The 12,565-nt window shown below is 65.4% G+C and carries 10 protein-coding genes, 1 tRNA gene and 1 riboswitch; of the genes, 7 read left to right on the top strand and 4 right to left on the bottom strand.

Annotated elements, in window-relative coordinates:
• Positions 1-54 precede the first annotated feature (54 nt).
• The 5 genes from AUL31_RS19515 (at position 55) to AUL31_RS19535 (ending at position 6,305) form a co-directional block, all read left to right on the top strand.
• Positions 55-3,282 (top strand): helicase-related protein, encoded by a 3,228-nt coding sequence (locus AUL31_RS19515; RefSeq protein ID WP_143190317.1) that lies wholly within the window; start codon positions 55-57, stop codon positions 3,280-3,282.
• Between the two features lie 10 nt (positions 3,283-3,292).
• Positions 3,293-3,607, top strand: coding sequence for an RNA-binding S4 domain-containing protein (locus AUL31_RS19520; RefSeq protein ID WP_060610741.1), 315 nt, complete (start codon positions 3,293-3,295; stop codon positions 3,605-3,607).
• Positions 3,608-3,768: 161 nt separating this feature from the next.
• Positions 3,769-4,107, top strand: a complete 339-nt coding sequence (gene fdxA / locus AUL31_RS19525; protein ID WP_060610744.1) for a ferredoxin FdxA — start codon at positions 3,769-3,771, stop codon at positions 4,105-4,107.
• A gap of 475 nt (positions 4,108-4,582) precedes the next feature.
• Complete coding sequence (locus AUL31_RS19530) at positions 4,583-5,158, top strand: CarD family transcriptional regulator (protein WP_039196203.1); 576 nt, start codon at positions 4,583-4,585, stop codon at positions 5,156-5,158.
• 280 nt (positions 5,159-5,438) lie between these two features.
• Complete coding sequence (locus tag AUL31_RS19535) at positions 5,439-6,305, top strand: RNA polymerase factor sigma-32 (protein ID WP_060610748.1); 867 nt, start codon at positions 5,439-5,441, stop codon at positions 6,303-6,305.
• Positions 6,306-6,366: 61 nt separating this feature from the next.
• Here the strand turns inward: AUL31_RS19535 and AUL31_RS19540 are convergent, their stop codons facing one another.
• From AUL31_RS19540 to thiB, 4 genes are all read right to left on the bottom strand, one after another.
• Positions 6,367-7,914 carry a M48 family metalloprotease gene (locus AUL31_RS19540; RefSeq protein WP_244489469.1) on the bottom strand — a complete coding sequence of 516 codons (1,548 nt, stop codon included), beginning with the start codon at positions 7,912-7,914 and terminating at the stop codon, positions 6,367-6,369.
• Positions 7,915-8,082: 168 nt separating this feature from the next.
• Complete coding sequence (thiQ, locus tag AUL31_RS19545; RefSeq protein WP_060610751.1) at positions 8,083-8,796, bottom strand: thiamine ABC transporter ATP-binding protein; 714 nt, start codon at positions 8,794-8,796, stop codon at positions 8,083-8,085.
• Positions 8,793-10,391 (bottom strand): thiamine/thiamine pyrophosphate ABC transporter permease, encoded by a 1,599-nt coding sequence (thiP, locus tag AUL31_RS19550; RefSeq protein WP_244489470.1) that lies wholly within the window; start codon positions 10,389-10,391, stop codon positions 8,793-8,795. The genes thiQ and thiP overlap by 4 nt, the downstream gene beginning before the upstream one ends.
• Positions 10,381-11,400 (bottom strand): thiamine ABC transporter substrate binding subunit, encoded by a 1,020-nt coding sequence (gene thiB, locus AUL31_RS19555; protein WP_060610890.1) that lies wholly within the window; start codon positions 11,398-11,400, stop codon positions 10,381-10,383. The genes thiP and thiB overlap by 11 nt, the downstream gene beginning before the upstream one ends.
• A 42-nt stretch (positions 11,401-11,442) precedes the next feature.
• Positions 11,443-11,544: riboswitch (TPP riboswitch) on the bottom strand.
• A gap of 48 nt (positions 11,545-11,592) precedes the next feature.
• Here thiB and AUL31_RS19560 point away from each other — a divergent pair.
• The gene (locus AUL31_RS19560) at positions 11,593-12,228 is read left to right on the top strand and encodes a thiamine diphosphokinase (RefSeq protein ID WP_060610754.1); all 636 of its coding nucleotides are present in this window, start codon (positions 11,593-11,595) and stop codon (positions 12,226-12,228) included.
• A 62-nt stretch (positions 12,229-12,290) separates the two neighbouring features.
• A tRNA-Arg gene (locus AUL31_RS19565) sits at positions 12,291-12,367 on the top strand.
• The last annotated feature ends 198 nt before the right edge of the window (positions 12,368-12,565 follow it).

Below are 12,565 nucleotides of genomic sequence, written 5' to 3' on the forward strand. Positions count from 1 at the left end.
CACCACGGGGTGATTGCGTTACGCCCGCCCATGTCCCAACTATCGGGTGACATGATGGACATGCGCCCGATCAATACCAGACCGCCTGCCCGGCCCGAGCGCTTCGACGCGACCGGTGTCAAAGCGGTTCTCGGACCCACCAACACCGGCAAGACGTGGCTCGCGATCGAGCGCATGGTCGCCCATTCGTCGGGCGTCATCGGCCTTCCCCTGCGCCTTCTGGCGCGCGAGGTGTATCAACGGGTCGTCGACCGGGTCGGCGTCGGGGCGGTTTCGCTGATCACCGGCGAAGAAAAGATCAAGCCGCCGAACGCCCGCTACTCCGTCTGCACCGTCGAGGCGATGCCCGTGGATTCGGGGGCGGCCTTCGTCGCCATCGACGAGGTGCAACTGGCCGGCGACCTGGAGCGCGGCCACGTCTTCACCGACCGGATCCTGCATATGCGCGGCCGCGAGGAAACGCTCCTCCTCGGCTCCGCCACCATGCGCGGCGTGCTGGAGCGCTTGATGCCGGGCATTGCGGTGCAGACCCGGCCGCGCCTGTCGCAACTTCTCTATGCCGGCTCCAAGAAGATCACCCGCCTGCCACGCCGCAGCGCCATCGTCGCCTTTTCGGCGGACGAGGTCTACGCCATCGCAGAGCTGATACGGCGCCAGCGCGGCGGCGCCGCCGTGGTGCTGGGCGCGCTCAGCCCGCGCACGCGCAATGCGCAGGTAGAGTTGTACCAGAATGGCGATGTCGAGTTTCTGGTGGCCACCGATGCCGTCGGCATGGGGCTGAACCTCGACGTGGACCATGTGGCATTCGCCCAGGACTGGAAGTTCGACGGCTTCCAGTACCGCCAGCTTTCGCCGTCCGAATACGGCCAGATCGCCGGGCGCGCCGGCCGGCATGTCCGTGACGGAACCTTCGGCGTGACCGGACAGGTCGATCCGCTGCCGCAGGAACTTGTCGAGGCGCTGGAAGCCCATCGCTTCGAGCCGCTGAAGGTCTTGCAATGGCGCTCGCGGCAGCTCGACTTCGCGTCCTGCGACGCGCTGCGCCAAAGCCTGGACGCGGCGCCCAGCGCGCCCGACCTGACCCGCAGCCTGCCGTCCGTCGATCAGCGGGCGCTTGGCCTTCTGGCGGCCGATCCCGGCATTGCGCAAATGGCCAGGGGCGCGCGCGCGGTGGAACTTCTGTGGGAGGCCTGCAAGCTTCCCGACTATCGGCGAATCGCTCCGGCCCAGCATGCGGACATCATCGCGTCCATCTACCGGGACCTGATCGGGCGCGGCCATGTCGCCGAAGATTACATGGCGGCGCAGGTTCAGCGGGCCGACTTCACCGAAGGCGATATCGACGCGCTGTCGCAGCGGATCGCGGAAATCCGCACCTGGACCTATATTTCGCACCGGCCCGGATGGCTTGCCGATCCGTCACACTGGCAGGAAAAGACGCGCGCGATCGAGGACAGGTTGTCCGACGCGTTGCACGAGCGGTTGACGAAACGCTTCGTAGACCGCAGGACAAGCGTCTTAATGAGGCGGCTGAGAGAGAACGCATTCATGGAAGCTGAGATCGGCGGCGACGGCAAGGTGCTCGTGGAGGGTCACCATGTAGGCGAGCTGCAGGGGTTCAGGTTCACGCCGGACGCCAAATCCGACGGCCCCGATGCGAAAGCCGTGCGCGCCGCGGCGCAGAAGGCCCTGTCCGGAGAGTACGACAACCGGGCGGAGCGCTTCGCGAACGCACCAAATGGCGATTTCGCCCTCGGTTCGGATGGCCTTCTGCGATGGCTTGGGGCCCCAGTCGCCGTGCTGAGCGCCGGCGACTCGCCCTTGCGTCCGCGCATCGTGCTTCTGGCCGACGACCAGTTGGCCGGCGCCCAGCGCGACAAGGTACAGGCCCGGGCCGAGCGTTATGTCACCTATCAGGTCTCGACCGTGCTGAAGCCACTGGTGGACCTGGAGGCCGGCGAAGGCCTGGAAGGCACGGCCAAGGGCATCGCCTATCGCCTTGCCGAGAATTTCGGGATTCTGCAGAGACGCGAGATCGCCGATGACGTCCGCAGCCTGGATCAGGACGCCCGCGCGGCCCTGCGCGCCCTGGGTGTACGCTTCGGGGCCTATCACATCTTCCTGCCCATGCTGGTCAAGCCTGCGCCGGCGCAGCTTATCACCCTTCTCTGGGGCATCCGCAACGACGGTCGCGATAGGCCCGGCTTCGGCGAGGTACCGCAGCTTCTGGCCACAGGGCGCACCTCCGCGCCGCTGGATGCCGGCTTCGACCCCATCTTCTATACATTGTCCGGCTATCGCGTTCTTGGCCGCCGCGCTGTGCGCGTCGACATACTGGAGCGCCTTGCCGATCTGATCCGCCCGGCTCTGGCTTGGAAGCCCGGCGTCGGCAAGCGCCCGGAGGGTGCATTCGACGGCCGCGAGTTCCAGGTGACGGCGGCGATGATGTCCATTCTGGGCGCGACGCCCGACGACATGGACGAAATCCTCAAAGGACTCGGCTATCGGGCACGCAGCGTCGAACAGGCCGAGGTAGAGCGCCTGGTCGCCGCGCAGGAGGCCGCATCCGCGCCGGCCCTGGCCGAACTGCCGTCCGAAGACGCCAAGATCATCGAGGAAGCCGCAATCGCCGCGCCCGCCGAGGCGATATCGCCGCGCGAGGAAAGCGAGGCGGCCTCGCCGGACGGTTCAGCCGAGACACAGGCCGAAAGCCCATTGATGCAGCCCGCCGCGGCCGTCACCGACGAAGAAGCCGTCGAGACGGTGCCGGAAGACGCGCCTGTTCCCGTCGATGCCATCCTGTCCGACAATACGCCGGCAGATACGGTGGACATCATAGCCGGCGAGGCTGTGGCGGATGATGAGGCCGTGGCCGCAACCGATGATGCGGCGGACGCGTCGGTGGACGCCGCTGCGGAAGAGCCGAAACTTGTCCAGCTCTGGAAGCCGCATCGCGGCGAGGGCCGCGGCGGACGGCGCGACGATGCGCGCGCCAATCGCGGCGGCCAGCAGCAGCGACGCCGCCCGGGGGGAACCCAGGGTGCCCAGGCCGGTGCACCCGGCGAAACAAGGCGCAACGACCGCGAGGGCCAGGAGGGTGCGCAGCAGCGCAAGCCCTGGCAGAAGCCCAAGCGCGCGGAAGGGCGTGGCAAGCCGAGGCCGGACCAGGATGAGCGCAAGCCCGCCATGCGGGAAGACAGGCGTCCCGAGCGGCAGAAGCCGCTGGACCCCGACTCCCCGTTCGCCAAGCTGGCCGCGCTGAAGGATATGCTCAAGAAGTAAGGGCCGGGGAATGGCGGCAGGGGAGCAGCGTATCGACAAGTGGCTGTTCTTCGCGCGCGTCGTCAAATCGCGCAGCCTTGCGCAGAAGCTGGCCATCTCGGGTGCTGTCCGCGTCAACCGCGACAAGGTGGACCATGCCGCACGGCTCGTGCGGCCGGGCGATGTCCTGACCATACGCCTGGACAGATCCGTTCGTGTGTTGCGTGTGCTGACGTCCGGAGACAGGCGCGGCCCGGCCAGCGAGGCGGCCGCCCTCTTCGAGGAGCTGACATCCCCGGCCCCACCCGCCGACACGGATGAGCAAGGGAAATCTTTATCGCGATAAGGGCTTATGGCGACAAGCTTTGCTCTTGCAACGCAACCGGCAAGGGGCTACCTCCGCCCGGCGTGGCGACCTTGTCCCAATGTCGGGTCGCCGCAGCCAGCCTCATTAACCAACCGGCGTGATCCTGACCGTTCCGCCGGTGCGTCCGGGAACAGGGTGACATGACCTACGTGGTGACTGACAACTGCATTCGTTGCAAGTACACCGACTGCGTGGAGGTTTGCCCCGTCGACTGCTTCTACGAAGGCGAGAACATGCTCGTCATCCATCCGGACGAATGTATCGATTGCGGCGTCTGCGAGCCGGAGTGCCCGGCCGAGGCGATCAAGCCGGATACAGAGCCGGGCCTCGACAAGTGGCTGCAGCTCAATGCCGACTTTGCCGAGAAATGGCCCAACATCACGATCAAGCGAGACGCTCCGTCCGATGCCAAGGATATGGATGGCGTGGAAGGCAAGCTCGAGAAGTTCTTCTCCACGGAGCCCGGCGCCGGCGACTGACAAGCTTTACGCAGGGTTAGGCCGCTAACAATCCTGGCTGAGGGTCGCTCAGCCGGCCTTCGGCTGACGCACTGCGGCAAATTTCAGGGCACCACTGCCCACTCGAAGTTGAATCGAGAACAAAGGCGTCGATATGCGATATCGGGCCGCATGCTGCGGCGCGCATACGATCCCTGCAATTTCCTTGAGTTTTATGCGGAATTAGGGTATTATTTTCGCAACAGTCGAATGCTGGCTTGCTTCAACTTGCATCACCCGGCTTCGTGGCACTTCCGAAAGGCGTTTCTTCGTCACCGTTGGTTGCACTCATCCGGCTTTGGCCGGACAGGCAATCTTGGCCCCGCGAAACCCTGACGGCAGTGCAGACTGTCGTGCCATCATGAGGTGGCCCGCGCTCTAATCCGGCGACCCTGCGTGTCGTCCCCGTGCATAGCGGCACTCGAGGCCGCGCACAACAGGGAGTTTTATCAGGCGTATGAGCATTCAGAAGAAGACCTCCCAGCGTCAAGGTTTCAAGACTGGTGAAAGCATCGTCTACCCCGCCCACGGCGTCGGTCAGATCGTAGCCATCGAAGAGCAGACGGTTGCGGGGATGAAGCTCGAACTCTTCGTCATCGACTTCGAAAAAGACAAGATGCGGCTGAAGGTGCCGGTTGCCAAGGCGGAGTCCGTCGGCATGCGCAAGCTGTCCGAGACGGATTTCGTGGACAGGGCGCTGAAGGTCGTGCAGGGCCGCGCACGCGTCAAGCGTACGATGTGGAGCCGCCGCGCCCAGGAATACGACGCAAAGATCAATTCCGGCGATTTGATTTCCATCGCCGAGGTGGTCCGCGACCTGTACCGCGCCGACAGCCAGCCGGAGCAGTCCTACTCCGAGCGTCAGCTTTATGAGGCGGCCCTTGGGCGCATGGCGCGCGAGCTCGCGGCCGTCAACGAAGTGTCCGAGACGGAAGCCGTGCGCCTGATCGAGATCAACCTCAACAAGCGCCCGGCCCGCGCCAAGGTTGCCGAAAACGACGAGGACGAGATCGAGGCCGACGAGGCCGCCTGATCCACAGTCTGACGGCCCTCTTAAGAAAGCCGGCCTCTGCGCCGGCTTTTTCTTTGCGCGGGCTTTCCCGCACGCCCCTTGTCAATGCCGAAATACCGCCTGCGACCATTATGACCACCCTTGTCCCTTGCCGCGGCGGCCGGGCGATCTATCTCGCAGAAATATTCCACCTTCCGGGAACCAACGGTTGCGTGCGGGGTTATCCTCGTGCGTGAGACGATGGGGGTGGGTACGAGCCTCGCGTGACACGTACTGTCAGATTTCAGCGAAAGGCTCCGAGATGAAATCCCAGTCCGCAGGCCGCGTAATGATCCGGGCAGCGATGGCCGCGCCCTATCTCCAAAGAGACGAGGAATACCAGCTCGCAGTTCGTTGGAAGGACCTGAAAGACCAGGATGCGCTTCATCGCATGACGGCCGCCCATATGCGGCTGGTGATCTCGATGGCATCGAAGTTCCGCCATTTCGGCCTTTCGATGAACGATCTCATCCAGGAAGGACATGTCGGCCTGCTGGAAGCGGCAGCCCGCTTCGAGCCGGAGCGTGAAGTTCGCTTCTCTACCTACGCGACCTGGTGGATCAGGGCGTCCATACAGGATTACATCCTGCGCAACTGGTCGATCGTCCGTGGCGGCACGTCCTCTGCACAGAAGGCGCTTTTCTTTAATCTTCGTCGTCTGCGTGCCCGTCTGAGCCAGGGGTCGGAGAGCCTGGCCTCGAGCGAAATGTACAGGGAAATCGCGCAGGCGCTGAACGTGTCGGTGGGTGACGTCGCGCTGATGGACAGCCGTCTTTCCGGACCGGATTCGTCTCTGAATGCACCGTTGATGGAAGACGAGTCGGGCAGTGCCGACAGGCAGGATTTCCTGGTATCGGACGCCCCGCTTCCCGACGAGATGGTATCCAGCTCCATCGACGACGAGCGCCGCGTTATCTGGCTGACGGACGCGCTGGATGTGTTGTCGGACCGCGAACTGCGCATCATCCGGGAACGCCGGCTGCAGGACGATGGAGCAACGCTCGAGGCGCTCGGAAGCGAGCTCGGCATCTCCAAGGAGCGTGTCCGCCAGATCGAGACGCGCGCACTGGAAAAGCTCCGCGCTGCCCTTCTGGCGCGCAACCCCGATCAGGCGGCCTATGTAAGCTGAGGCTTGAAGGCGGCTTATATCCGAAAGGGCGGTGTCCAGCGACGCCGCCCTTTTTCATGCGCTATTCGGAGATGATCTTGTAGCGTGAGCCGGTCCGCACGCCGCCGGCGTCACTCAGGCCGTTCAACAGCCGGAACAACTCCACCTTGCGGTCCACACCCTGCATGCGCGCGGCGATCGAGGCTTCGGTATCGCCGATGCCGGCCGTGACGACGCGGATGCGCAGCGGCTTTAGGCCCTGGCGCTCTTCTGCCGTCATCGTACGGAAGCTCTGCGAGATTTCCCGTGCGATCGGCTCCAGCCGGCTCGACGATGCCGCCGGCATGGCGGTCAGGAAGCGGTAGACCTGTCCGCCGACACGGATCACGGTGATGTCGAAGGCATAGGCGCCGCCCTGCGCCTTGGCGTTGACCGCCTCAAGTCCGTGCACGCGCATCGGCTGGACGGATGCCTGGTCGAGGCCGCCGATCCACCCGCTGCGCACATAGTCTTCAAGCGGCGTGCGCTCGGACACCGCGACGCCATCGAAGCGGATCGCGGTGTCTCCCGGTCCGGTCGCCAGCACCGCCTCGGCCGTATTGTCGATCACGAAGTCACGCGGCACGCTGAATGATATGCCGAGGCCGGGGTGGAAGAAATTGCGCTCGCGGACATAGCCTTCCGCAGCCGTATCGCCGAACAGCATGCCGTCGATGCCGGTCAGATAGCGGTCCCTGTCGGTAACGCCCGTTCCCGGTCCGCCGAACTCTGCAGCATGCCGGCGCGCGAAATCTATGCGCTGCGCCGATGCCGGATGGGATGCGAGGAAGTCCAGTTCCGGGTTGGTGGCCTGGAAGGCGTTGCGGAAACGGCTGAAGGATTCCATCGCCTCCAGGAAGCGGGCGGCTGCATAAGGATCGTAGCCGGCCCGGCCGACGTGGCGGATGCCGAGGGCATCGGCCTCGAGCTCCTGGTTGCGCGAGAAGCTGGCAAGGCTAAGCTGGCCCTTCGCCAGCGCCGCCTGCCCGGCCTGCGGGCTGGACAGAACCTCGCTCACCACGCGACCGGCCAGTTCCGCCGCCTGCTCGCGCTCCTGGCGCTTGATGCCGTGATTGGCAGAGACGTGCCCCATCTCGTGCGCCAGCACGGCGGCAACCTCTGCCGAGTCGTTGGCCAGCGCCAGAAGGCCGCGCGTGACGTAGAGATAACCGCCGGGCAGCGCGAAAGCGTTGATGTTGGGCGAATTCAACACCGTAATCGAATAGGCCCTGGTCGGATCGTCGGAATAGGCGGCCAGCCGTCCGACGACGGCGGCAAGCGCGCGCTCCAGTTTCGGGTCCGAATACGCACCGCCATAGGCGGCCAGGATTCGCGGATGCTGCGAGCGTCCGATCGAGGATTGCGGATCGCTGGATTGCGCGCTCTCGAAGCTGATCGGCTGACGCTGCTGGGCCGGCAGGAAACCTGTCTGGTTCGACGCGCCGGAAGCCATGTCTTCCATGCTGGCGCCAAGCGACGTGCAGGCCGACAAGGCCAGCCCCGCCGAAAGACAGGCGAGTACGCGCCAGCCCGCGCGCCTGTCGCGCAGGCCGGCAGGATCGCCCCGTCTAACCGACATGGTGGCCGTCATGATTCCCCTAACCCCTCGTCGCGGCACTGCATTGCGCTGTATTGGTAGCGTGCCCGGCAGCACCCGCGAAAGCACCGAGGCGCAACAGGTGCGCGAATAACCGTCGATAGCCGATTGCCCGCCAAATCCGACCGAAATATGGGGGCCCACCAACGGCGGTGCCAGCCTTTACCCGGTAAGATATGCTGCCAGCGCGGGGTTGGGCGGAGGACCAAGCATCTCGGACGTCGTACCGATGGCGGCGATGCGCCCGTTTTCCACATAGGCGATGCGGTCGGCATAGCCGATTGCGTCGTCCGGCTGGTGCGTCACCATAAGGATCGTCAGTCCGGCCTCGCGCCGAAGGCGCGCCATCAGCGCCAGGATATCCTGCCGCATTGCCGGCCCGAGGGCCGCGAGCGGCTCGTCCAGAAGAAGCAGCGGCCGTTTACGCACCATCGCACGCGCCAGAGCAACGCGCTGCCGCTCCCCGCCCGACATGGCAGCCGGTAGCCGCTTGCCGAAACCGGCCAGACCGACCGCGTCGAGCGCGGCCAGCGCCGACTGCTTCTCGGCCGGGCTCGCACGCAACGCTGTCGTCAGCCCCAGCAGCACGTTGGCCTCGGCCGTCAGGTTGGGAAACAGGTTGTTTTCCTGGAAGACGAAACTCACCGGCCTGTCGGACGGAGCCGCGGTCGTCATGTCGCTGCCATTGAACAGCACCCGGCCCCGGTCCGGTTGCAGAAACCCGGCCACGATATCCAGGAGCGTCGATTTGCCGGCGCCGCTGGGGCCGATGATTGCCAGCCATTCTCCGGCGGCCACGTGCAGATCGAACCGCAGCGTCAGGCCCTCATGGGCAAAGGCTACGTCGTCTAGGACAAGGGCGTTTTGCGCTGTCATGGCGTCCTGTCGGTTTGGGCGCCGCGCTCGGCAAGCCACATCAAGGTCAGGCAGGTTGCGGCCAGGATCAGGGCGATGCCGGCCGCATCGGCGGTACGATAGCTGCCCATGCGCTGCAGCAGGAGATAAGGCAGCGTGACAAGGTCCTGGCTGCCGAACAGGGCGACGACGCCAAGATCTCCGAGCGAAAGCGACAATCCGAAGGCGAGCGCAAGCCCCAGCGGACGCCGCAGCGCCGGCCAGAGCACCAGCCGCCAATAGGCCCATTCGCGAATGCCCAGATGGGCGGCAAGCCGGGCGCGCTGCGCCTCCGCGCGGTCCATGGCCGGCGTCAGGACGCGCAACATGAAAGGGACGGCCATCACCGCATTGGCCGTCACCACAACCAGCGGCGCCAGCGATGCGACTGCCGCAACCTCACGCAGGATCAGGAACCAGCCCGCACCCACCACGATCGGTGGAACCACCAGCACGACGCTACCGGCATAATCGACAAGGCCGCGTCGCCTGCCCTGCCGGCCGAGGGCAAGCGCCAGCGAAAGGGCAAGGCCCATCGCCGTGGCCGAAACGGCGATCGCAAGGCTGGTCAGAAGGGCGCGCTGTACGGCTGGCTGCATCGCAAGCCCGCGAAGATCGGAGGCAAGGCCATTCCAGAGGATGGCGCCAAACGGCGCCAGGATGAAAGCCAGGCCCATCACGATCAAAGCGGTATCGCCCAGGCGGGCGGCAGGGCCGTCCTTGTCGTAGCGGCGCGCCCTCCCCCCGAGCGACGTGATGCCGCCATCCGGCCGGCCGAGGACGGACGATACCGCAAGCACGAGGGATACGACAACGATCTGCAGCAGCGACAGCGCGGTCACGCGGGCCGGGTCGAAATCGTAGCGGAGCGCCTGGTAGATGGCCACTTCCAGCGTCGTGGCCGAGGGCCCGCCACCGAGAACCAGCACGATGGCGAAGCTTGTGACGCACAGCATGAAAACCAGCGTCAGGATGCCAGGGAGAGCGGCGCGAATGGCCGGCCACTCGACGAGCCGGAAGGTAGCCCGCCGCCCCATCGACAATTGCCCCGCCAGTTTCCAGCTTTCCGCCGGAATGGCCGACAGGGCCGCAAGCATCAGCCGCGTGGCCAGCGGCATGTTGAAGAACACATGCGCGATCAGGATGCCAGTCAGGCCGTAGATATCCAGCCGGCCGATCCCGGCCGCCGCCAGCGCCGAAGACAAGACCCCCGAGCGGCCGAAGACGGCGAGGATGCCGAGCGCCGCAACCAGGGTGGGCAGGGCCTGCGGCAGCAGCATGACGCGCAGGATGAGTTGTCGGCCGGGAAAGACACGACGGTGCATCGCAAGGGCCAGGGGCAACGCGAAGAGTGCCGACAGAAGCGCGGACAGCCCCGCCTGCATCAGGGTAAAGCGGAGCACGCCGTGGACATAGGGGTCGGCCGCGACGACAGCCAGGGCCGGACGTGCCCCGGTGGCCAGCGGCAGCGCCAGGAAAGGCGCAAGCAGCACCACCGCGATGAAGGCGAGGCCAAGCGTCCCGGCGAGCCGGCGCCCGCCGCTTGGTTTCATCCGCAGGATGGCGTCAGCGGCCAATCGCCTGCAACCATTCCTGCGTCCAGGCCTGCCGGTTGGCGGCTACGTCCTCGGGATCGATCAACAGCGCCTTGGCCGGGGATACGAGTTTGCCGAAGGCGTCCGGCAGAGACTGCGATGGTGTGACCACCGGTAGCGTCCAGTTGGTCACCGGAATGAAGGACTGAACCTCCGGCGACACCAGATACTCCAGGAAGGCCTTGGCAAGGTCCGGGTGTTCCGAGGTTTTCAGAACCCCGGCGATCTCGACCTGCATGTACTGCCCTTCCGAGAAGCGGGCAGCCTTGTAGCGCTCGGTTCCTTCCTCGACCATGTGGTAGGCCGGCGAGGTCGTATAGGACAGGACGATGGGCGCCTCGCCGCTGGTGAACAGCCCGTACGCCTCGCTCCATCCCGGCGTCACCGTAAGGATACGTGGGCTCAGTGCCTTCCACTTTTCTGCGGCGGCGTCGCCATAGACGGCCTTCATCCACAAAAGCAGGCCAAGGCCGGGCGTAGAGGTGCGCGGGTCCATGATGACGATCTTCTCGTCGGCCGGCCCGGCGATCAGCGCGTCGAAGCTCTCGGGTACGTTGGAAACCGTTTCGCTGTCGTAGACGAAGGCCAGCGGCGCATAGTCGAACGGCACGAAATCGGCATCGTCGTAGGCGACGGGCAGATCCAGCGTCGACAGGTCGATTCCCGACGGCGCGAACAGGCCGGTCGCGCGCAGTTCCGGGATGAGATCGGTGGTCATCCCAAGGGCGACATCCGCCTTGGTACCCTCCCCTTCGAGACGCAGGCGATTGAGGATGCCGACGCCGTCGTCGAGCCCGACGAAGCGCAGGTCGCAGCCGCAGATCGCTTCGAAGCCCGTCTCGATGCGCGGACCCGGCCCCCAGTCCGGTACGAAGCTGTCATAGGTATAGACCGTCAGGACCGGTTTTTCCGCATCCTGCCCGAGTGCTTGAGACAGGGGAGCGGTCGCCAGAGTCGCAAAAAGAAGGGAGGGCAGCAGCAGCGTGCGCATGAGGCATCCATGGTAGCCGGAAGGCGCAAGCGGCAGCCGGGGCCGGCGGCCATCTCCCATCCCTCCGCCGGTACGAGCCGGATCAGGTTCTTCGGGTTGGCTCTTGCCTCTCAGCCCCCGTATGGGGCACCCCGTGAGTGGACGCCATTTTAACGCCTGCCAGTTCGGGCGCAAGCGCAAGGGAACGCCGCCGTGACTTCTTTCGCCCTCTTGCTTGCAGGCGATATCAGCGCCGGTGCCGCCTTGCGCGCGGCGATCGCGGGCCGGCGCGTCATCGCCGCGGACGCAGGCTTGCGCCATGCGGCCGCGCTGGGCGTGACGCCTGACCTGATCGTCGGCGATTTCGATTCGGTCGATCCAGCCACCCTCGACGCCTACCCGCTCGTGCCTCGCCACGACCTTCCGCGCGACAAGGGCGAAACCGACGGAGAAACGGCCTTGCGCCTGGCGGCAGACATGGGCGCGGTGGACCTGCTCGTCATCGGGGCGCTTGGCGGCGCCCGGACCGATCATGCCTTCTCCAACCTCAACATGGCGGTCGCCCAAGCGGACCGGTTCGACAGGCTATGGCTTTTCGACGGGCGGGAGCATGTCTTTCCGCTTGTGCCGGGCCGGACCCTGCGCCACGCGGCGCAGCGGGGCATGCAGTTTTCCGTCTGCAAATTCTCGGCCCTGTCCGGGCTGACCATCCGCGGCGCGAAATGGCCCCTCGGCAACATCGAGCTTCCCTTCGGGTCTCTTCTCACCCAGTCCAACGAAGCGCTGGGTCCGGTCGAGATCGAGATTTCGGCGGGCCGCGCCTTCGCCATTTTCAGCGCACAGGAATAGTCGGGCACGGACATTTTCCACCTTTGCGGCCGGCCGCTCTTCGCCTATTGTCCGCGCCGGCTGGTCCCATAGCTCAGCAGGATAGAGCACCAGATTCCTAATCTGGGGGTCGTTGGTTCGAATCCAACTGGGATCACCAGACACATCTGGTTGTTACCGCGTGTGTCAGCGAGAATAACGACGCCCCTCCCTCGCCAGGCGCCAGTTGAACTAGGTCTGGCACTCTGCCGCGCAATGAAAGCTTCACAGCCTAGCCGCTTCAGCAGGTCAGCCAAGTTGGTTCTTATACTTGCGTTGATCAACGGTGAGACAGCCTTTGCCATCTCACTGGATCAAA

Source organism: Aureimonas altamirensis, from assembly GCF_001463885.1.
In the GTDB taxonomy this organism is placed as follows: domain Bacteria; phylum Pseudomonadota; class Alphaproteobacteria; order Rhizobiales; family Rhizobiaceae; genus Aureimonas; species Aureimonas altamirensis.